Here is a 22,823-nt window from a genome sequence, read left to right as displayed (position 1 = left end):
CAGGATAATATAAGGAGGAAATTTTTATGAATATAATACAGATTAGAGATGTAAAGAAGTATATAGTTTAAAGCATAGTTGAAGACAAACTATAAATGTACCCAATTTATTGAATATTAGATTGATAATATTGCATTATATATGTAAATAGAATATCTAAAAATATTAAGAAAGCAAGGTTTTTATATTATGATTAAATATATAAAAAAAACTATTGTAGGTTTACTAATGAGTTTAATTTTAGTTGGTGTTTTACCTCTAAATTGTTCTGCTATAAGTAGTGACAAAATTGATAATTATGTTACAGATCAAATGAAACAGACTCATATAAAAGGACTTTCAATAGGAATTGTAAAAGATAATAAGATTGTTTATTTAAAAGGTTATGGAAATGCGGATACAGGAAAAAGTGTAACAGGCCAGACACCCTTTGAAATTGGTTCAGTATCTAAATCAATTACTGCTCTTGCAGTAATGCAGCTTAAAGAAAAGGGGCTAATTGATCTGGATACTCCTGTGAATAAATATTTACCTTGGTTTAAAGCTTATTACAAAAATCAGTCCGCAGTAATAACTGTGAGGCAGCTTTTAAATCAAAATAGTGGTGTACCACCTTTTTATGATAATGATGCAAAAGCTGATGTTACAATTGAACAGGTAGTAAAAGAAAAGTTAAATAACTTAAAGCTTGTAAATCCTCCGGGAACTGAGTTTCTATATTCAAATGCAAATTATAATATATTGGGTGAAATTGTACAGGTAGTTTCAGGACAGTCCTACAAAGAATATATAGAAAAGAATGTTTTTATACCACTTGAAATGAAACACAGTTATGTTTCAAAAAAAGAAGCTATGCAAAATGATCTTGCAGCTGGGTATAGGACTTGGTTTGGTTTTCCAGTTAAAGCGGATTTGCCTTATTTTGAAGGTAATGCACCAAGTGGACACATAATAAGTTGTGCAGAGGATATGTGCAATTATTTGTCTGCAATTATGTGTGATGGAAAATATAAAGATGTATCCATACTATCACCTGAAGGAATTAAAACTCTTCTAACACCTTCAGTTAAAGCTCTTGTTCCTATGGGTACAGATGCGAACGAAGTTAAATATGCTATGGGATGGGGAGTGAATTTTAAAAAAGGTAAAATTGATCTCATTGAACATACAGGAGAAACATCTAATTATCATGTTCATGCTGTTATTAAGCCTGATGAAAAAGTTGCAGTAATTGAAATGGATGATGTAGGAGGTTTTATAACTGCAGGTGAGATTGCTCCAGGTGCTCTAAAAATTGTAACTAATGAACAACCTTCTAAATCCCAAAATGTAGGTACTATTTTACTAATAATAGACATGGTTTATATTATTATAGCAATTTTGCTAGTAATATCAGCTATAAGACTTAGAAATTTTAAAAGTAGGATTTTAAAGAGTGATATTAGATTTACTTTTAACATAATCTTTACTCTAATCATAAATATAATATTGCCAATTACTTTGGTTTTAAAAGGACCTGCCATGACTGGTGCTACATGGAAAGCTCTTATTATTTTTTCACCAGATATTTCTCTTTTCCTTATATTAGTTTCCATAGTATTATTTATAATAGGTATTTTTAAATCCATAATGATTTTTGATGGATACTCTAGAAAATCTAAAGAACAAGTTCAAAGATAGCTGCAGAAATGCAGCTATTTTTTATGCCTAATATTAAAACTTAAGGTTTTCTTAAGGAGTTCTTTAAGTTTTCTTACATGCTGAATTATACAATGATATCAACAGGTTGGTTGAGATGGAGACAAAGTAGTTAATACATTTGTCTAAATATAGATTTTGGAGGAGATTTTTTATGAAGGAAGTTTTGAAAATTAATAATGTAACTAAGGTTTATGGAAAACAAACAGTTCTTGATAATGTTACTTTGTCACTAGAAGAAGGAGAAGTTATTGGACTTATAGGACCCAATGGTGCGGGAAAGACCACACTTATGAAAATTATCACTAAGCTCATTAAGAAGTATGATGGAGATGTTTATATAAATGATGAAAATATAAAAAATAATAAAAGACATGATACAAAACAGATAGGTTGTGTAATAGAAACACCTGGTTTTTATCCAGAATTAACAGGGTATGAAAACTTATTATTTTTCTCTGAAATATCAGGTCTTAAAGATAAAGGAGAAATTAATGAAATAGTTAAAAGATTAGGTATTGAAAGTTATGTAAATAAAAAAGCAAAGAATTATTCTTTAGGAATGAAACAAAGAATTGGAATAGCTCAAGCAGTTTTATCATATCCACCTATATTAATATTAGATGAGCCAACTAATGGACTAGATCCTGCTATAGTACCTCAGCTTAGAGAGTTTATAAAATATATAGCAAAGGAAAAGCATACAACAGTGCTTATATCCAGTCATATTCTTTCTGAAATAGAATTAATGTGTGATAAAGTTGCATTTATACAGCAGGGAAAAATAATTAAGGTTGAAAGCTTAAAGAAAAGTGAGAGAGATACTGCACTTGTTGCTTTTGTAACAAGTAAATTAGAAGAATTAAAGAAATTTTTTAATGATAAAAATTTGGAGTACAAAGTACTAAGTGAAGATAAAATTGAAGCCAAATTAAAGCTTAATGAACTAGAAAATTTAGTTTCAAGTATAGGCAAAGAAAACATACCACTTAGAGGCGTATATGAAATAAAAGAAAGCTTAGAAGAAAAATACTTAAAAACTATGGGGGTGGAAAAGAATGCATAAGCTATTAAAAATGTCCTGGCTCAATGTTAAAAATACAGCATATTCAAAAGAATTTTTGTTAGGAATAATTGCAGCTTTTGCTTATTCAATGTTATGGATTTGTTTTGTACGTCCTAAATTATATGGACTTATGGATTATGATTTTGAATTTGGACGTTTTCTGTATGTAATGATATTGTATGCAGCAGTTTCAATTTTAAGAAATGATATAAAATCTAATTGCATTAAAACTGTTTTTACAGGGGTTTTTAGTAGAACGGAAATAATGATTTCAAAATCAATAGGTTTAATTATATGGGGAATTATTTTCTCTATAATAGTTGAAGTGAATAATATATTAGCATCACTTATTTTGTATAAGAAGATAGGAATCAATGGCTTTTTAGCATTTAATCATCTACAACTATTTATCACTTATATTATTATAGCATTTTCCATGGGAGCTCTTATGCTTTTGATAATTTCTATAGTATTTAGTGAAAGCAAATTAATTTTATTTTTTATAATGATACTTAGTTTGATAAATTTTTATAGTTCAGCTATTACAGTTATAATTGGAAATCATCCAGAATTAATAAGTAAATTTTCTACTTATATGAAAACACCATTTTATAATACAATAGCATTAATGCAAGGATGTTTTAGTATGCAATCAGTACTAATAAATATAATTTGGGCAGTGATATTTTGTATTCTGTCTACACTCATTATTAACAAAAGAGAAATTAAATAATAGGAGAAGGTGATTATTTTGGAACGAGTTTTAAAGCTTATTACATTAGATATAAGAAAAAAAGGTTTTTTTAAGAATTTAATAATTTCTTTATTTGTTGTAGCTTGTATTTTGTTTTTGATTTGTGCAAAAGGTGAAGTGATAGCAATGCCTAAAATGATGCTGCAGATAATATCGTATATACTTTTAGTTATTTTTAGCTTTTCATTAACACAGGAATTTTCAAATAAAACAGATAAGATGATATTTACAGGTATATTCAGTAGAATAGAAATAATGTTTTCTAAATTGAGCAGCTTTATAATTGCAGCTATAGTATGCTTTATATTTTATGAAATTTTATCAATTGCCTGCAATACTTTTAATTCAAAAATGCTGCTTAATAATTTATGTGCATTTATTGTCTTTGCATTTACTTTAGGTACTTTTGAATTATTAGTTTCGGTTTTTAGTTCTAATTTTTTACTTGCTGGAATTATCGGTTATGTGCTGTATTTTGATTTGATATTAGCACTTTTAAACCAAGCTTTAGGACCTGGTAGAAGTGAAGCTGTAAAGCATGTTATAAAAAGTTTACCTTTTTATATAGCTAATACTGGATTTTATAGTGGAGGGTATACTGTGAATCAATCTATTATTATGATATGCTGTGGAGTATTATTTTTAGTAGCAGCGTGTGTTGTAATTAATAGAAAAGATATATAGACGCTGATAGATTATATTGTATTGTAAATTGCTTATTATGTAAAACAATCATTGAAATTATAAGTGCGTTTTTTCCAAATGAAAAATATTGGTTGAGTAATAACAAACAAGTGGTATAATTTTTATGTTGGTTAGGTAAAGGATAGATTGCCAATAATGTATTTGTTTATAAAACTAGAAAATTTGTGGAGGAATCTTATAACATGGATAGTTCAATTTTGAAGATTAGCAAGGTTACTAAAAAATATAAAAATACTAATGTGCTTAATAATGTAACTATGACAATAAAAAAGGGACAAATATATGGCCTTATTGGGTTGAATGGAGCAGGAAAAAGTACATTAATAAGAATTATAACAGGACTTGTGTCAGAAGATAGCGGCAGCATTGAACTATTTGGTGAACATGAAAAAGATAAAATAGAGAATAGTAGAAAAAGAATAGGTGCTATTATAGAGACTCCAGCACTTTATGAAAATAAAACGGTTTATGAAAATATTCATATTAATAGAATTCAAAAAGGTATACCAGGAGAAGATTGTATAGAAAAAGTACTGGATATGGTGGGATTAAATGACATAAAGGATAAAAAAGTAAAAACATTGTCTTTAGGGACTAAACAGATATTAGGAATAGCAATGGCATTACTTGGTGAACCAGAATTTTTAATTTTAGATGAACCTATTAATGCGCTAGATCCAATCAGAATAATTGAAATACGTGAATTATTAAAGAGATTAAATGAAGAATATGGAGTTACAATGCTTATTTCTAGCCACATATTAGGAGAACTTTATCATATTGCAAATCATTATGGAATAATTCATAAAGGCAAACTAATAGAAGAAATAACTATAGATGAATTAAATGATAGATGTAAAAAATTTATTCACATTAAAGTTGATAATGCAGCTAATGCTGCTGTCATATTAAATAAGAAATTGAACACATTAAATTATAACGTTTTTCCTGGCAATGTTATTAAATTATACGATTATATAGAAGAATCAGGAAAAGTAACAGAGATTCTTGTAAAAGAAGGAGTTACAGTAGAACAAATAATGCCCATGGGGGAAGATTTAGAAACATATTTTTCTGAAGTTATAGGAGGGTTAGAAAATGTCTAATTTGTTGAAGGTAGAATTTTATAAATTAAAAACTTCAAAAATGTTTTATTTAACTATGTTTTTAAATTTACTTCAAGGTATTGTAGTTTATGCATTTTCAGAAAATTTTAAATTGATGAGTGGAAAACAAGCATTTACATTTATAATTTCAGTACAAAGTTCATTAGCCTTAGATATTTTAATAGGAATTTTTGCCTCTGACTATATAGTTACAGAGTTTACTTCAGGATATATTAAAAATTTAATTTCTTATGGACATAAAAGAATTAATATTTTTGTATCAAAAAGTATAGTTTATTACATAGGTATTATAGTTATCACGTTTATACCAGCATTAATATTATCTTTTATAAATACAAAAGTAAATGGATATGGAGAAATATTTAACTTTTATTCTATGGCATTTTTAATGAAATTGTTTTTTATGATATTAATTATATACACAGCTATAGGAAGCATTTCTGTTTTAATAGCATTTATATCTAGGAATGCCAATATTACTATTATTATAATTGTATTTTTAGATTTTATTAATAGAATTTTTGATGTAATATCTGTTCAAAAACCGTCATTGGAATGGATTTTCTATAAAAGTATATTTGCACAACCAGGTATTGTACTATCAGATAAAGCTACAACAGCTCAAATTTTACAAGCAATGCTTATATCAGTATTAATTATAGTAGTAACTACAGTAGTAGGTATTTATGTATTTAATAAATCAGATATTAAATAAATTATGGATACTATGTATTAAAAAGAATTAGTATGTCATCCTTTTTAATACATAGTATAATGTTTTAGTCCCATCTATCAAGTTTATATGTGGCAGTTCCTACATTTGTTGTAACTCTAAATGTAGTGTTCCAGTTATCACCATATTGTAATCTAATGCCACATGCTGAAGCTTCATTATAACCTTCAATAGTTGCAGTTTTAGAATATGCTTCAATAGTTGAACGTACTTGGTGTAGCTCGGATTTTAACATGCTAGGAAATAAACAGTTACCTGAGTCTTCAAATTTATTATCTTTTGCTCCTTGTAATATAAAGAATACAGCTTTGCCTTGATATTCAAAATTGTCATACCACATAGAAGGTTGAAGACAAATTCCGGTTACCCTACAGTAGCCTGTAGAGAGTCCCCAACTACTACAAAGTGATCCATTAACATATACATACCATGAAAAAGGATTTCTTTGTTCTTCCATGTCCCATTGCAATACAGGAGGAGCATCATCGTAAGATGCTGTAAGAATAGCAGAAAAACTATCAGTTCCACCTTTAACAAGGTATTCTATACTTTCTGCATAAGGAAGAACTGTTTCAGAAAACTTTTTCCAGGTCATTGTAATTGGTGGTATATCTATTTTTGAATGTTTCTCTTTATTTTTAGGTATAATGTGTGAAAATAGTCCTAGTTTTTTTTCTTGTTTCTCTTTATTTGTTGGTTTCCACAATGTATTAAGTTCATCTAATCTAGCAAATCTACGAACTAAGGATTTTTGAATTCCTAACTTTTCTACAATTTTTTCAGCTTGTGCTATATTTCCAGCTGATGGTGCTGCTTGTGGACGTTGATATTTCAAAGGATGCATTTTTTCAGCAAATCTATGGCTAATCAAATCAAAATCTAATCCACTGACTATATCATCTAATAATGTACCTATCATTGAACTTTTAACATGACAAAAACCTGTTGGTGCTGTTGCAACTGCAAGCCATACTATATTATCTTTTATACAACTATTTTTAGTATTAGAACACTTAATATGTAAATTTTTTAACCATTCAGCAACACCTAAGCATTTTTCGGATCTATATAATGATTCAGTTTTTAAAAGGGTTACTGCTTGTTCTACAGCTTCTAGAGGATACTCTACTAAACCTCTGTTTAAGGTTTTGAAATCCTCTAATTTTTCTGCCATAGCTTGATTAGCATTTATTAATTTTGAATGGTAAGTTATTTCTTCTGGTAGTGTAACTGACATATGATTCCATATTCCTGTAACTGGTTTGCCTAAAATTGCATTTTCTGATAAAAAAACTCCATTAACTTTTGATTTAAGAACAATGTTTTTCATAGCTTTCACTGAAGGAGTAAAAAATTCTGGAACTTCTCCCCATAAGGCTGATATAATTTCTCCATTATTGGCAATGGTAACTAATCCACCATAACTTTCAACAAAGTTTTTGCAGGAATTACAGTTATAGTGTTGTCTTGCTTCTTGTGGTAAGTTATCTAAAAATATATCAAATAAACCTTTTGAATTTGTAGTAAATAATGATGTATTATTTTTAATTATTAAATTAAAGTGATTTTTAATTGCATCAAGGAATTCTTTGTAGTTATCATTTTTACGGTTTTCAATATCTATAGTACTAGTAAAATTTAAATTATCTATATTCATTTTTCTCTCCTTTAATTTTAAAATGTTTTATTTTTTATATGTTATCCTTTAACTACACCAATAGTTTTAAGTTTTTTTACAGGAATCACCAAGTCTCTTTGGTTTTCCATAACTTCATCGATATTCTTATAAGCAAAGCGACTTTCTTCAGCTACATCTTTTTTGTTATTTTTACCAAGAACTACACCTTGCTGCTTTAAGTCCAATACAACTTGTTCTGTAGAAAAATTATTCATAGCAGCAGTTCTTGAATATAGTCTACCAGCACCATGAGAAGAGGAAGAAAAGCTTTCAGCATTTCCAGCTCCAGCAACAACATAACTATAAGACCCCATAGCACCAGGAATAACAGCAAGTTCACCTTTATTAGCACGAGTTGCACCTTTTCTGTGAATCCAAAGATTTTTATTATAGTGATTTTCAAGGCTTGCATAATTATGGTGACAGTTAATTTCATTGGAGTATTCAATATTAATTTTAATATATTTAGTAACCCACTTTTCTAAAATTTCCTTTACTACTACAAGCATTTTTGCTCTGTTTTCATAAGCAAAATCAAGAGACAAGTTCATCCAGTTGATATATCCCTTACCTTCCTTTGTATCTACAGGTAGAAAGGCTAATTTATACTCAGAAGGTACAGTGGAATACCACTTTTTGTTAAGCTCTTCTGCTATATTATTAAAGTAATCACATACTTGTTTTCCAAAATGACGACTTCCAGAATGTAACATAATACATAGATAACCTTCTTCATCCTCCTGAAGTTCAATGAAATGATTACCACCACCTAAAGTGCCTATTTGAAAATATCCAGCTTCAATTTCCTCTAAAAGTATTTTATAGGATTCATATTTATCAAGTTCTAGCTTAGCTCGATCAAGTGTATAGCAACTTTGAGCAGTTTTATGTTTTTTGAAGTTAACAGGTATATTTCTTAAAATATCACCAACAATGTTTTGTATAAGAGAACCATTTGCAGTATTTATGGATCTAATATCTGATACTTTAATATTAGTTTTTACAAAGCCCATACCACATCCTATATCAACACCTACTGCATTAGGAATAACAACATCTTCTGTAGCAATTACTCCACCAATAGGCATTCCTTTTCCAGTGTGAGTATCAGGCATAATTGATACCCATTTATAAATAAAAGGTAATTTTGAAAGATTATATATTTGTTCTAAACAACTTTCTTCAATAGTACTTTCATTTTTAAGCCATATTTTTATTGGTTTTTTAGTTTTTTCATTATAAATAGTAAACATGTGAATTCTCCTTTTTCATTTATTAAACTGTAATGTAAATTATATATAAATATTACCACTTGTTTTTTTATCGTTCATATAAAAAAAGTTGCGAAGTTAGATATACAAAAAATGGTAGAATAAAGATGCTTATATGTTTTGCCATAAGTAATAAGGTAAATTATGTTGATGCCATTTAGTTAAAAATAAATATATTAACTTAATTTATAGCTATTTTATTTCATATGGATTAATTCTAAGAATTGATTTTTTCACAAATAATTGGTAAAATACAGTGAAAGTAAATTTGAATCAATAATTGCATAAGAAAAAAGGCAGGGAAGCATTATGGCAGAGTTTTCGGAGCTTATTAAAAATTTTGAGAAGATTAGAGATTATATGCGTGATTTTTATATATATGGTTTTAAAGCAAGAAATGATTTTAAACAGAAAAGTTCACGAACCTATGACAATGAAAGGCGTAGAATTGAAAGTTATTTGGGAGATTATATAAAATGGGATAATTCAAGGAGAGGTAAAAAGGTTTTTATATCCCTTGATAGTTCAAGTATTACTGAAAACCCTCTCTATTCTGCTTGGAGATCAAAAAGCTTCACTGCTAATGATATAATGCTGCATTTTTACATATTAGATTTGTTAAAAAGAAGAACTTACCTTAGTATAGAGGAAATAACTAATGAAATTTGCGAGAAAAGCTTAATATGCTTTGATGTCCAAACTGTAAGAATTAAAGTAAAAGAATATGTTAAGGAAGGATTTTTAACAGTTTCTAAAAATGGAAAGACCTTTTATTATAGTTTAACAGAAGATTACTTAAAAACAATTCTTACTAATTATGAAGATATAGTTGATGCATTAATGTATTATCAGGAAGCAGCACCTTTTGGAGTTGTAGGAAACTATCTTCTTAACAATGAAGATAAGAAAAATAATATTTTTAGTTTTAAGCATCATTTTTTAGTACATACTTTAGAGGATAATGTACTCTTAAGTATACTAAAGGCGATAAAAGAAAAAAGAATAATCCGTTTTATTAATGAAAGTAAGAGGCTTATAAATAAGAACGTTTATGAAGGAGTACCTTTAAAAATATTTGTAAGTACTCAAACTGGTAGAAGGTATATTAACATTTATAATGAAAATAGAAAGCGATTTGTAAATTATAGATTGGATTATGTAAAGTGTGTAAAAATTTTAGATGTATGCAGCAATTATGAATTTCTAAAAGATAAGCTGGAAAGAAATTTAGATAAATGCTGGGGAGTATCCTTTGGAGGTGAAGATAGAGAAGAAAAGATTTTTGTAAAACTTTATATTGACGAGGAAAAAGAAAATTATATTATAAACCGTATAAATAGAGAAGGAAGAGGAGGTAAATTAGAAAAGGTGGACAAGAATATTTATATATATTCTAAGGAAATATTTGATACAAATGAAATAATGTCTTGGGTTAAAAGTTTTACTGGAAGAATTATATCTGTAGAAGGCGCAAATGAATTTGTAACAAATAGGTTTTGTAATGATATGAAGAGAATGAAGGATATGTATTTGGGAAAGGAAGAGTAATAATGGAGTTATTTTCTGAAATTTATAGTTGTTATTATAAGGTTATTGAAAAGATTTTAAATACAGCATCTAAAGAACCTGTAACACAAGAAATAATAACTAGTATTATTAATAATAATGGCTTTTCTGAAAGTGCTCTTTATATACTTCCAAAACTTATTCATGGAGATTGGCAGCTTTTAGATGAGAAAAATGGTAAATACATATCAAAATTAAATGGAGAAGTTAAACGACCTTTGACACTACTTGAAAAATCCTGGTTAAAAGCTATACTATCAGATAAGCGTATAGTTCTTTTTTTGAAGCAGCAGGAAATTTTGCATTTAAGACAATATTTAAAGGATGTAGAGCCGCTATTTGATGTTAACGATTTTTATTATTATGATATGTTTTTAGATGGTGATAACTATGGGGATGAAAATTATATTAGAAATTTTCGTATGCTTCTTGAGGCCTTAAAGGATAAAAGAGTCATTACAATATGCTTCGAAAATAGAAAAAGAGGTTTTATCATAGGAAGCTATATTCCTTTAAAAATTCAGTATTCAAGCAAGAATGATAAATTTAGAGTATATACAGTTAGAATAAGATACAATAAAATTGTAACTAGAGCAATTATAAATATAGCTAGGATATCTAGCATAGAATCTTCCAATGAAAAGTTTACAGGTGATATAGAAGAGCTTTATAAATACATAAATCAGAGCAAATGTACAGAGCCCGTTGTTATTGAAATATCGAAAGAAAGAAATGCATTGGAAAGATGTATGCTGCATTTCGCAAGTTATGAAAAAAGAACAGAATATGATGAAGAAACAGATAAGTATATAAGCTATATATATTATGACAAACAGGATGAAAAGGAGCTTTTAATAAGAATATTATCCTTTGGTCCAGTTATAAAAGTATTAGGACCAGAAGTATTTTTAAATCTTGTAAAAGATAGAGTAAAAAGTCAGTTGGAGCTTCTGGAGATGTAAATGAATTATATGTTTAGAATAATTCATTTATAAGTTAAATAAACTTTTTTGATTATTAGATAGGATGGTGAACTATGAGTATAAAGTTTTTATCTCTTACATATAAAGTTCCAAGTAATACTTCTAAAAATAGAGTGTATATTTGGAGAAAAATCAAAGAAATAGGAGCTGTTTATTTGCAGCAGGGAGTTGCTTTATTGCCTTATGAAGATAAATTATTTGAAATTCTAAAGAATCTTCGAGAGGAAGTTAATAATTTAGGTGGAAAATCAACTTTAAGTGAACTTACTTTTGTAAGTGAAGAAGATGAAAAATCTATTGTATCAGAGTTTATGCAGCAGATAGATGAGGAATATAGTGAGTTTGAAGATAATTGTGAAAGATTAATATATGAACTTGATAGGGAAACCGAAAAAGGAAAATTCAAATTTTCAGAACTTGAAGAAGCTGAAGAAGATTTAAAAAAATTTCAACGTTGGTATGATAAAATTATAAGTAGAGATTATTTTAATTCAGAAAGTAAATATAAGGCAAAAGAGATGCTGGAAAAGGCAAGTGTAAGATTGCAGGAATATTCACAAGAAGTTTATAAAAATGATAAAAGTAATTAGTAATAGATTAGCTGTTGATTATTAAGATAGATACTTATGGCGGATATTTATGAAGTAAAACTATGAATAATTGTATGATTTGCAACTAGGAATATAATATTAAAAAGCAAGCTAAAAAATTCTTTATATAATTCAATTATATAAAGAATTTTTTATTTTTTGACATAAAATATAATTGACGTTACATGTAACAAGTGTTACAATAAACATATGTTACATGTAACGTTAATGAAATATTGGAGGTTTGAGTTATGGATTTTGATAAAATTGATTTGTATATCAAAGGATTATATGAGAAGAAAGAAGGAATAAAAAAGAAAGAATATATAAGTAAAACTCAGTTAAAAGATTTTATACCAGTTATTGATGATGATGTTGCAAGGTTATTAAAGTTAATAATTAGAATTATAAAACCAAAGAAAATCTTGGAAATTGGCACTAGTATAGGATATTCTACTACATCTATGGCTCAAATTGTAAAAGAATATGGAGGTAGGATAACTACTATTGAATATGATGAAAAAGTAGCAAAAGAGGCTAGAAAAAATTTTATTGATGCAGGCCTTAAAGAATATATTGAATTAAAAATTGGAGACGCAAGAGAAATAATTCCTAATATTAAAGATAAATTTGATTTAATATTTCAAGATGCAGATAAAAAATTATATCCAGAACTTTTTGATCACTGCTTAAATATTTTAAAAACAGGGGGATTGTTAATAGCAGAAGATACTCTTTTTCCTGTATTGGATTTGGAAGCAAAATGGAGCGAACTTATTGAACCTATTGATGAATTTAATAAATTAGTTGTTAACTGTCCTAAACTTGAAAGTAGCCTTATACCTATTGGTGATGGAGTTATTATTGCTGTTAAAAAATAAAAATATTGATGAAATTGTAGAAAATACGAGAGGTATTTATGGAGAGTTTGTTAGAAAAAGTAAAAAATAATTTAAAAATAAAAGGGGTTAAAGTAACACTACAAAGACAAAAAATATTAGATGTTATTATTAAAAATCAACATAAGCATCTAACTACTGAGGAAATTTATATGATCATACGAAAGGAATATCCTGAAATTGGCCTTGCCACTGTTTACAGGACTATGCAACTATTGGAGCAAAACAGTATAGTTTGTAAATTTGATTTTGATGAAGATGGAATTAGATATGAATTTATGGAACCAGGTAATGAACATCAACATCCTCATTTTATATGTAAAGAGTGTGGTAAAGTATATCCAATAAAGGACACTATGTTAGGTTTTGTCAAAAATAAAATTGAGAAGAAATATAATTTAAAAATAATTAATTATAGTCTTAAATTTTATGGGGTTTGTGCAAATTGTAATAAGGAACTTTCAGAGAAATAGATAGTACATATGATTCTTAATTTTGTACATTCAGATTCAGTTGGTTAAGTTGTAAAATTGGTAGGTGGTAAGATATTAGAATATAAGGAAGTTTAGCAATTATATTATTTTAACAATTAAAATTTTGGAGGTTTTGAAGATGAGTAATGTTATTTCAAAAAATATAGATGATGCAAAAAGTTATTCGCTAATTACATTGATACTGTTTTGGTCAGGATTAGTTATAATGTCTAGTTTGTATGTTACAATTCCATTGATTTCAACATTTTCACAAACTTTTTCAGTTGAGGTTTCTAAAGCTGTATGGAGTAGTAGTGGATTTTCACTTTGTTTTGCAATTGGTTGTTTGTGTCATGGACCATTATCAGATCGCTATGGTCGTAAAAAAGTAATAATTATTGGATTAAGTGCTTTAACGATTATTTCTTTCCTTTTAGGAACAGTACATAACTTAGTAACACTTATTACACTTCGGGGAATACAAGGGGCAGCAGCAGCAACTTTTTCACCTGTAGCTCTTTCATATGCAGTAGAATTATTTCCACCTAAAAAAAGGGTTGTAGCTATTGGATTTATAAGTACAGGATTTTTGATGGCAGGAATAATTGGACAAGTTTTTAGTAGTTTTGTAAATCAACATATAGGATGGAACTTTGTATTTTATATTCTTGGATTCATATATTTAATAACTACTTTATTAATAATACTGTGTATACCTAATCTTCCTATAAGCCAGCCTGATACTAATATTTCAAAGATATTTAAACAGATGGAAAATGTATTTAAGATAAAATCATTGAAATATGCATATATTATTGCTTTAGTACTATTATTGTCATTTGTTGGTATGTACAGTGCATTAGGTAATTTTCTAAGTAGTCCTAAATTTAATTTTACTAATCAACAAATATTATACGTACGACTTATAGGAATTATTGGAATGGTGCTGTCACCATATGCAGGAAAGTTAGTCGAAAAATTTAGTATTATATCTGTCCTTAGAGGTTCATTATTACTTTCAATTATAGGACTTGCATTGATAGGAATTAGTACAAGTGCTCTATTTATGATTATTATGAGTGTGATTTTTGTAATAGGTATTGCAATTACTACTCCAACCTTGATTTCATTAATTGGTGTGCTTGGAGGAAAAATAAGAGGTTCAGCAGTTTCTATGTATACTTTTATATTATTTTTAGGTGCTAGTATTGGGCCAGTTTTAACTATGCGCTTACTTAAGACTGGAAGTTACACTATTACTTTCACATCTCTTTCAGCTTGCTTAGTGATAGGAATTTTGGCTACATTCTTTATATGTTTAGAGCAAAAGAATTAGGAGATAAATATTATAAAAAATAATTCGTATTAGAAAAAGCACAGCTTTCATAATACTTTATGGCGCAATCTGCAAAAATAGTGAGTTAGTTGATTATTAACTACATTTGAAATCCTTAGAACTTTAGTCCTGTCTGAGGGAACCGAGTTTGACAAAGTTCTTAGGATTTCAAAAATTTCGAGATTTAGAATAATTAAAACATTTAGCCGTGATGACACCCTTATCATATATCACGGAATGAAAGTTAAAATCCAAACTTCCACTGCACCTTTATGTCGCATAATTTTTAAAATTTGTATTAACAATTTTGATGTTATTTTATTTTAAAGCAAATTCAACTGCAGAAATAGCATGTATTGTTGTTGTATCAAAAACCGGAATGTCAACATCTTCTTGTTTTATGAGTAGAGGTATTTCTGTACAACCTAATATTACTCCTTCAGCACCATTTAATTGTAGATTTTTTATTATTTTTTTATATTTTTCTTTTGAAGATTCATTTATTATTCCCTTACATAATTCGGTATAGATAATTTCATGAACTATTTCACTATCAGCTTCATTTGGAATGATTACATCAATATTAAAATTTTCCTTTAACACTTTTTTATAAAAATCTTGTTTCATGGTAAATATTGTTCCGAGCAATGCAACCTTTTTTAATCCTTTGTCAATTACTTTCTCACCAGTTGCGTCAGCTATATGTAAAACTTTTATTCCTACGTTACTTTCTATAGCATTTGCCATTTTATGCATTGTATTGGTGCATATTACAATAAAATCTGCACCTGCATCTTTAAGTTTCTTAGCAATACTCACCATAATGTTAGTTAACTCTTCCCATTTGTTTTCATGCTGTAATACTTCTATTCTTTCAAAGTCTACTGAATACATTAAGCATTCAGCAGAATGAAGTCCTCCTAATTTTAATTGAGTAGTTTCATTTATAATTTTATAATAATCTAGGGATGATTCAAAACTCATTCCACCAATTAAACCAATTTTTTTCAATTAGTACACATCCTTTTAAATTATTTCATTCAAACTATTTTTTAATCTTTTTATGCCTATAACTATTTCTTCTTTTTTAGGATAAGTAAAATTTAGTCTAATAAAGTTGCTTTTTTCTTTATTTTTAGCATAAAAGAAATTTCCAGGAATATAATTTACTTTATTTTTTATTGATTTTTTTAATAGTAAATTTAAATCAATACTGTTTGGAAATTTACACCACAAATAGAACCCTCCTTGTGGTTTGTAAAACTCTACTTCTGTAAAGTTTTTTTCTAATTCTTTAATCATTAGGTCTCTTTTGAAGGTATATTCTTTTTTTATTCTTTTAATATGATTTTCATAGTAGCTTTGCTTTAAAAATTCACATATCATATGCTGGCTTAAGGTATTTACATGTAAATCAGTTAATTGTTTAAATGAGCCTAATTTATTTATTACCCTCTCTGGTGCAACTATCCAACCAACCCTGAGACCTAAAGAAATGACTTTTGAAAATGTGCTTAAGTAAATGACATAATCATTTTTATCTAAAGCTTTTAAAGGAGGTAAATCTTTTCCTTCATATCTTAGTTCACCATAAGGGTCGTCCTCAATTATAGGAATACCATACTTTTCAATAATGCTGATAAGTTCATATCTTCTTTCTAAACTCATTGTAATTCCAGTTGGATTTTGAAAATTTGGAATGCTGTAAATAAATTTCGGTTTTAATTTATTTATTAAGTATTCTAGTGCATCAACTTGAATTCCATATTCATCAACAGGTACTGCTACAATTTCAGCACCTAGAGCTTCAAATAATTGAATAGCACCAAAGAATGTAGGTTCTTCTACTAAAATTATATCATTAGGATTTACAAAGGCTCTTACAATTAAATCCAATCCTTGTTGAGAGCCTGAAGTAATCATTATATTGTTAGTAGATATTCTAACTTCTCTATTTAACATCAAGTTTTTAATTTCTTTTTTTAGTTCCTTGTACCCAGTTACTGGACTGTGCAAAAACATATTTTCGACTTCATTTTTTAACAATTTCATTTGAACTTTTTGAAATTCATTTTTGGGAAACAGGTCAGGTGATGGGATACCACCAGCAAAGAAAATTATTTTATTATTTCCAATATCCATTATTCTACTAATAACATCATTATGATTGTTTTTTGAATTTTTACTGTATATTTCATCCCAAAATAAATGTTTTCTAAAGCTCGGAGATTTATTTTTTAGTGTATTTTCATCACAGAAAACAATATAGGTTCCTTTACCAATCTGTGAATCAATAAGACCTTCAGCTTTAAGTTCTTCATAAGCTTTAACAACTGTACTTCTATTGACATGTAATGTTTTTGCAAGCTCTCTTTCAGATGGTAATATGTAATCTAAAGGAAGTCTTTTTAAATAAATAATATCCTTTATTTCATTTTTAATTTGAAGGTATAAAGCAGTTTTACTATTTCTTTCAATGTTAATTTTCATATAATCACTCACTTAGCTAAGTTTGTTTATAGTTTTATTATATCAATTTTATTGTACTTAAAAACCTCCAATTTAATGTTTTATAATACCATCCATTTGATTAATATATAGTTTGCATTAATTACATATACTTTATAACAATTAAATGTAAAATATGAATAAAGATATATAGATAAAAAACAGCATTAATATCTATAATTATTAATACTGTTTGTTTTAAAATCTAAGAATCATTTGATATAATTAACTACATTTAAATTTCTTTTTGGTGCAACCATCTCTTTGTCACTTGATTTATAACCAAGTGCAACTCCATAATAAGGTTCATACCCTTCGGGGATTCCAAGTTTCTTTATCTCATCTTTCAAACTAAAGAAAAAGGTTAATAATCCAATCCAAACAGAACCTATATTTAAACTTTGTGCAGCAATAAGCATATTTTCAATTGCTGCTGAACAATCTACTTTAGGTGCCATAGAACTCTTTTTCCCAGATACAATAATTAATGTTGGAGCATTATAAGATATGCTTATATTAGGATTTAACCCCATATTTTTAACCCAATCAATTTCTGATTTAGCCATTAATTCCTTACATTTTTTACTTATATAATCTAATTTTTCTTTATTTTCAATAACAGTAAAATGCCAAGGCTGGTCATTATGTGCAGTAGGTGCATAAATACCTGCCTCAATAATAGCTTGTAATTCTTCTTCCTTTATTTGATCTGGCTTATAAGAGCGTATGCTTCTTCTATTTCTAATTGTTTTTAAAACTTCATTCATGAAAATCAGTTCCTTTCTTAAAATTATTGTATTACAAGAATAACATTAAAAATATAATATTTGAAGTACGTACAAATTTGGAACATAATATCAAAAATGATACTGTTAATTTAATTAGTATATTTTAATAATTTAAATTTATGTAAGAAAAATAGAAGCATATAGAATAAATTATATTAAATTTAATTTTAAAGAATATATAATTTACGTTAATTATATAAATTAAGTTTAATTCTACTTGTAAGTAGGATATAATAAGTATATAATTCAACTTTTGCAAATGTAAAGTTTTGATTTTATATAATAACTATAATGCGATGTATTATTTTTTAGAGGACAAAGTATAATTGACATAGGACAGTGAAGGAGGATTTTTCTTCGCTTCACTGCAAAAAATCCTTAATTTAAAAAATGTTTAAATTGCATATTAATTAAATGTGAAATTTTAATAAAAACAGTATTAATACCTGTGAATATTAGTGCTGTTTTTGTATTTCTATTTTAGAAAGGCAGGGACAAGGTGGTATACATAATTATATTTTTATTAATTATATGTTTATTTTTAGCTTTTCGTTTGTTTTATGTAGAAGGACAAATAAAAAGCATAACAAATCAGATTGTATATATTAATGCAAACAAAGTGGATAAAAAGATAACTATAGGATTATTGAACAAAAAAATTGAAAAGTTGGCTGAGAAAATAAATGAAATTATACAAATAAAAAAACAAAGTGAAGCAAATAAGGTTAAGCTTGAAAATGACTTAAGACAAACCATTGCAAATATGTCTCATGACCTTAGAACACCTTTAACATCAATAATAGGATATATTCAATTTTTAAAACTAGATAATACAAGTGAAGATGAAAAAAAGGAATATTTGGATATAGCTGAAAAGAGGGCAAAGGCACTAGAAGTTTTGCTCAATGATTTTTATGAACTATCTTTAATAGAGTCATTAGATTATGAATTGAATTTAGAAAAATTGAATATTAATAAAGTATTACAAGAATGCATATTAGGAAAATATACTGATTTTATAAATAGAGATATAAATCCAAGAATAGAAATACCTAAAAATAATATATATATTATAGCTGAAGAAAAATCTTTGCAGCGTGTAATTGAAAACTTATTAAGTAATAGTGTTAAATACGCAAAAGATAATGTAGAAGTATGCTTAAAACTAGAGAAGAGTACTGCAATATTAGAGGTGAAAAATACTGTTGAAGATTTGACTTTAGATGATGTGAAAAATATTTTTAATAGATTTTATATGGCAGATAAAACACGAAGTGGAAAAGGAACTGGCCTTGGACTTGCTATTGTAAAGGGACTAGTTCATAAGATGAATGGCAGTATAACAGCAGATATTAAAGAGGATGTATTAAGTATTTGTTGTAGATTTCAGAAGGTTTAAGTAATATAGGAAAGTGGTGAGAAAATGAATTTAAAGGAATTAGAAAAAATAATTTTCAAACCATCATCTAATTTTATGCGAAAAAGAGGAGAAAAAATATTTAAAGAAGGATTAGTTTCAAATATAAAGGGAAAAAACATAAATAACAAATATCACATATATGGAGATGTAAGTCAAGGTAATCATGAAAGAAAATTTAAAACATATATAAAAATAAATTTGTTAAATAAAAAATTAGAGGATGTAAGTTGCAGCTGCAGTGATTTTAAAGAAATTTCCCAAAGTAAGAAGTTATTTATGTGTGAACATCTAACAGCTAGTGCATATAAATTTTTAAACTTTTTTTATAAGAAGAAGGCTGTAAAAGAAGATTTATATGAAAATAGCAAAAAAATTATAGTAGATATAGATGTAAAGATAACTTGTAAGTCATGGAAGGGAAGTACTAGCTATGAATTGGAGTTTAGATTAGGTAAAGAACATAAATATTTAATTACTAACATAAATAGCTTTATTTCTTATATAGATAATAAAACAAATATTCCTTTTAGCAGCCAATTTATTTATAATCCCATTAAATATGTCATTTCTCCTGAAAGCATGAAAATTGTATGTTTTATTAGAGAGAATATTCATAGAAATAAAAGAATATTGGCATCATCAAGAAATTTAGTAATTAATCCTAATGATTTAAGGGGATTTTTACAGTGTATTTGTGGAAGTAAGATTATATTTAAATATAACGCTATAGAATATAAGGCATTAGTTACAAATGAAAATTTACCTCTTAGCTTCACACTTAAGGAAAGAAATGAGTGTTTTGTGATAACAACTCATAAAAAGCTGCCTGTTGCTTTAAATGAAAATAGAGATGTTTATCTTTTTAATGATAAGCTGTACTTGCCTTCAAATAGTCAAATTAACAAATATGTTCCTTTATGTAGCAAATTTGGAATGAAAAATGAAATTTTATATGGAAAGACTATAGAAAATTATAAAAAAATTATTGCATTACTTAGCAGTATATCAAAAGATGTTACTGTTTCAGAAAGTGTAAAGAGGTTTGGGTCTAGCTCATTTAAATTGGACTTTTTTATTTATGAGGAAAATTCCAATGTCTATTGTGATGCTTTTATAACCTATAATAAGGACAAATTTAATATATTAGAAAATGCTGATAGTAAAGAAAAGCTTATAAGAAATTTTAATAAAGAAGAAAAAGTTATTATGAAGCTTGAATATTATAAATTTATAAAAAGAGAAAATCGATTTATGTTTATTGGCAATGATGAAGATCTTTTCTATATTTTGAGAAATGGTAAAGATAACATACACTCATTAGGTAATGTTATTATAGGAGAAGGATTAAAAAATAAGGTTTATGATTCATCATATGTAAAATTAGATTTATATGAAGAAAGTGGCTGTTTAAAGCTTAATTATAGTATTGGAGACATTGAACCAGATGAATTTAATAGCATTTTTCAAAGCTACAAATCTAATAATAAGTTTTACAAAACTAAGGATAATGAATTTATAGATTTTGAGGATGAAGGTATAATAAGTTTATTTAATTTAATACAAGTATTAAGTGCTAATGAGAATATAGAGGATACAATAACTATAGATAAAAATAAAGCTTTATATTTAAAAGAAGGCTTAGAAAATAGAAATTTTAAGTTTACTAGGGGAGAAGAAATATTAAAAAATATAGAAGCTAAGATTGAAAACATAAATCATTACAAAGTAAGTGTACCTAGTAATTTAAAAACAGAACTTAGAAAGTATCAATTTAACGGATTAAAGTGGTTTAAAAATTTAAGTGAATTAGAATTAGGTGGTATTTTAGCAGATGAAATGGGGCTTGGTAAAACAGTACAAACAATAGCATTTATTATGTCAGAAGAAAATAAGAAAACTTTAATAATCACTCCAACATCATTAATTTATAATTGGAGAGATGAAATAGAAAGATTTGCACCTGATTTAAATGTGGGAATTGCGTATGGAAGCAGTGCGAAATATGAAAAAATAATAGATGAACATGAAGTGATTTTAACCACTTATGGAACTTTAAAAAATAACATTGATAAATATGAAAATATTGAATTTGATTATTGTATCATTGATGAAGCACAAAATATAAAGAACCCTTTAGCACAAATCACAAGAACTGTCAAACACGTTAAAGCAAGAGTAAAGTTTGCACTTACTGGAACTCCAATTGAAAATAATTTAGTAGAGCTTTGGTCTATATTTGATTTTGTAATGCCTGGATATTTGTATTCCAAAGAAGTTTTTGAAAAAAAGTTTATTTTGGATAATGATTGTGATTTGGATAGTATTAAGCTATTAATCAAACCTTTTATTCTAAGAAGAACTAAAAAGGAAGTTGTAGAAGACTTACCAGATAAAATAGAAAAAAAGATATTAGTTGAAATGACATCAGCTCAAAAATCAATATATAATTCTTATATAAAGGGTATTAGGGAAAAAGTAAAAAATAATTATCAGGGAAAAATAGAGGTTTTTTCTTATCTAACGAAGTTAAGACAAATTTGCTTAGATCCATCTATTATATTTGATGAGTATAAAGGAGGAAATGGTAAGCTTAAAGTGGCGCTATCTTTAGTTAAGGAACATATAACCTCTGATGGAAAGGTGCTTTTATTTTCTCAATTTACTTCTGTACTCAAAAAAATAGGAGAAGCCTTAAAAGAAGATGATATTGAATATTTTTATTTAGACGGTTCTACTAAATCTAAGGAAAGAATTAAATTAGTAAATGAATTTAACAGCTGCACAAAAGTAAAGGTATTTTTAATCTCATTAAAGGCTGGAGGCACTGGACTTAATTTAACTTCAGCAAATTTAGTTATTCATTTTGATCCATGGTGGAACCCAGCAGTAGAAGATCAGGCTACGGATAGAGCACATAGAATAGGACAAAAAAATGTGGTAGAGGTGATTAAATTAGTTGCAAGAGGAACTATAGAAGAAAAAATCATTTTATTACAAGAGCATAAAAAAGAATTAATTCATAATATTATCACAGGAGAACTTAAAAATAGTAATGTAATAAATAAGTTATCAAAGGAAGAATTAATACAACTTTTTGGTAGTGGTTAGAAATATTATAATAATGTAATTGATATTTTAAATAATTATAAATTGGATAAATTCAAAGAAAATTAATGAAAAACGAATAAATTAACGGTTACATAACGATATTTCGCTTGCTACAGACTT

19 protein-coding genes are annotated in these 22,823 nt (G+C 27.1%); 14 read left to right on the top strand and 5 right to left on the bottom strand.

The window, feature by feature from the left end; all coding sequences use genetic code 11:
• The first annotated feature begins 228 nt into the window (after positions 1-228).
• From Q6H37_RS15840 to Q6H37_RS15815, 6 genes are all read left to right on the top strand, one after another.
• On the top strand, positions 229-1,680 hold the full coding sequence (locus Q6H37_RS15840) for a serine hydrolase domain-containing protein (RefSeq protein ID WP_318733866.1): 1,452 nt from the start codon (positions 229-231) through the stop codon (positions 1,678-1,680).
• Positions 1,681-1,852: 172 nt separating this feature from the next.
• On the top strand, positions 1,853-2,764 hold the full coding sequence (locus tag Q6H37_RS15835; RefSeq protein WP_318733865.1) for an ABC transporter ATP-binding protein: 912 nt from the start codon (positions 1,853-1,855) through the stop codon (positions 2,762-2,764).
• Positions 2,757-3,497, top strand: coding sequence for a hypothetical protein (locus Q6H37_RS15830; protein ID WP_318733863.1), 741 nt, complete (start codon positions 2,757-2,759; stop codon positions 3,495-3,497). Before Q6H37_RS15835 ends, Q6H37_RS15830 begins: the two co-directional genes overlap by 8 nt.
• Positions 3,498-3,515: 18 nt before the next feature.
• Positions 3,516-4,202, top strand: a complete 687-nt coding sequence (locus tag Q6H37_RS15825) for an ABC transporter permease (RefSeq protein WP_318733861.1) — start codon at positions 3,516-3,518, stop codon at positions 4,200-4,202.
• 203 nt (positions 4,203-4,405) lie between these two features.
• On the top strand, positions 4,406-5,329 hold the full coding sequence (locus Q6H37_RS15820; RefSeq protein WP_318733859.1) for an ABC transporter ATP-binding protein: 924 nt from the start codon (positions 4,406-4,408) through the stop codon (positions 5,327-5,329).
• Positions 5,322-6,065, top strand: coding sequence for an ABC transporter permease (locus Q6H37_RS15815; protein ID WP_318733857.1), 744 nt, complete (start codon positions 5,322-5,324; stop codon positions 6,063-6,065). The genes Q6H37_RS15820 and Q6H37_RS15815 overlap by 8 nt, the downstream gene beginning before the upstream one ends.
• A gap of 64 nt (positions 6,066-6,129) precedes the next feature.
• On the opposite strand, the gene Q6H37_RS15810 is transcribed toward Q6H37_RS15815, so the two are convergent.
• Both Q6H37_RS15810 and Q6H37_RS15805 read right to left on the bottom strand, forming a co-directional pair.
• Positions 6,130-7,740, bottom strand: a complete 1,611-nt coding sequence (locus tag Q6H37_RS15810) for a hypothetical protein (protein ID WP_318733855.1) — start codon at positions 7,738-7,740, stop codon at positions 6,130-6,132.
• A gap of 41 nt (positions 7,741-7,781) precedes the next feature.
• Entirely contained in the window at positions 7,782-9,014 is a 1,233-nt protein-coding gene (locus Q6H37_RS15805) for an RtcB family protein (protein ID WP_318733853.1), read from the bottom strand.
• Positions 9,015-9,341: 327 nt separating this feature from the next.
• Between Q6H37_RS15805 and Q6H37_RS15800 the strand changes: the two genes are divergently transcribed.
• The 6 genes from Q6H37_RS15800 (at position 9,342) to Q6H37_RS15775 (ending at position 14,879) form a co-directional block, all read left to right on the top strand.
• Complete coding sequence (locus Q6H37_RS15800; RefSeq protein WP_318733851.1) at positions 9,342-10,580, top strand: WYL domain-containing protein; 1,239 nt, start codon at positions 9,342-9,344, stop codon at positions 10,578-10,580.
• 2 nt (positions 10,581-10,582) lie between these two features.
• Positions 10,583-11,560 (top strand): WYL domain-containing protein, encoded by a 978-nt coding sequence (locus Q6H37_RS15795; protein ID WP_318733849.1) that lies wholly within the window; start codon positions 10,583-10,585, stop codon positions 11,558-11,560.
• A gap of 74 nt (positions 11,561-11,634) precedes the next feature.
• Positions 11,635-12,171, top strand: a complete 537-nt coding sequence (locus tag Q6H37_RS15790) for a Chromate resistance protein ChrB (RefSeq protein WP_318733847.1) — start codon at positions 11,635-11,637, stop codon at positions 12,169-12,171.
• A 251-nt stretch (positions 12,172-12,422) separates the two neighbouring features.
• A complete protein-coding gene (locus tag Q6H37_RS15785; protein WP_318733845.1) occupies positions 12,423-13,052 on the top strand; it encodes an O-methyltransferase in 630 nt (209 codons plus the stop codon).
• Between the two features lie 38 nt (positions 13,053-13,090).
• Complete coding sequence (locus Q6H37_RS15780; RefSeq protein WP_318733843.1) at positions 13,091-13,543, top strand: Fur family transcriptional regulator; 453 nt, start codon at positions 13,091-13,093, stop codon at positions 13,541-13,543.
• A gap of 139 nt (positions 13,544-13,682) precedes the next feature.
• Positions 13,683-14,879, top strand: a complete 1,197-nt coding sequence (locus Q6H37_RS15775) for an MFS transporter (protein WP_318733841.1) — start codon at positions 13,683-13,685, stop codon at positions 14,877-14,879.
• A 318-nt stretch (positions 14,880-15,197) separates the two neighbouring features.
• On the opposite strand, the gene Q6H37_RS15770 is transcribed toward Q6H37_RS15775, so the two are convergent.
• The 3 genes from Q6H37_RS15770 to Q6H37_RS15760 all read right to left on the bottom strand — a co-directional run bounded on the left by Q6H37_RS15770 (position 15,198) and on the right by Q6H37_RS15760 (position 18,154).
• Positions 15,198-15,890, bottom strand: a complete 693-nt coding sequence (locus tag Q6H37_RS15770) for an aspartate/glutamate racemase family protein (RefSeq protein WP_318733838.1) — start codon at positions 15,888-15,890, stop codon at positions 15,198-15,200.
• A gap of 15 nt (positions 15,891-15,905) precedes the next feature.
• Positions 15,906-17,369 carry a PLP-dependent aminotransferase family protein gene (locus Q6H37_RS15765; RefSeq protein ID WP_318733836.1) on the bottom strand — a complete coding sequence of 488 codons (1,464 nt, stop codon included), beginning with the start codon at positions 17,367-17,369 and terminating at the stop codon, positions 15,906-15,908.
• Between the two features lie 230 nt (positions 17,370-17,599).
• Positions 17,600-18,154 carry a nitroreductase family protein gene (locus Q6H37_RS15760; protein ID WP_318733833.1) on the bottom strand — a complete coding sequence of 185 codons (555 nt, stop codon included), beginning with the start codon at positions 18,152-18,154 and terminating at the stop codon, positions 17,600-17,602.
• A 520-nt stretch (positions 18,155-18,674) separates the two neighbouring features.
• On the opposite strand from Q6H37_RS15760, the gene Q6H37_RS15755 reads away from it, so the two are divergent.
• Together Q6H37_RS15755 and Q6H37_RS15750 are read left to right on the top strand one after the other, a co-directional pair.
• Positions 18,675-19,574, top strand: a complete 900-nt coding sequence (locus Q6H37_RS15755) for a HAMP domain-containing sensor histidine kinase (protein WP_318733832.1) — start codon at positions 18,675-18,677, stop codon at positions 19,572-19,574.
• A gap of 24 nt (positions 19,575-19,598) precedes the next feature.
• A complete protein-coding gene (locus Q6H37_RS15750) occupies positions 19,599-22,703 on the top strand; it encodes a DEAD/DEAH box helicase (RefSeq protein WP_318733830.1) in 3,105 nt (1,034 codons plus the stop codon).
• Positions 22,704-22,823 lie beyond the last annotated feature (120 nt).

The organism is Clostridium sp. JS66 (assembly GCF_033561535.1).
Classification (GTDB): domain Bacteria; phylum Bacillota; class Clostridia; order Clostridiales; family Clostridiaceae; genus Clostridium_AM; species Clostridium_AM carboxidivorans.
The sequence above is the reverse complement of the archived record's forward strand: the minus strand, read 5'-3'. Positions and strand labels throughout refer to the sequence as shown.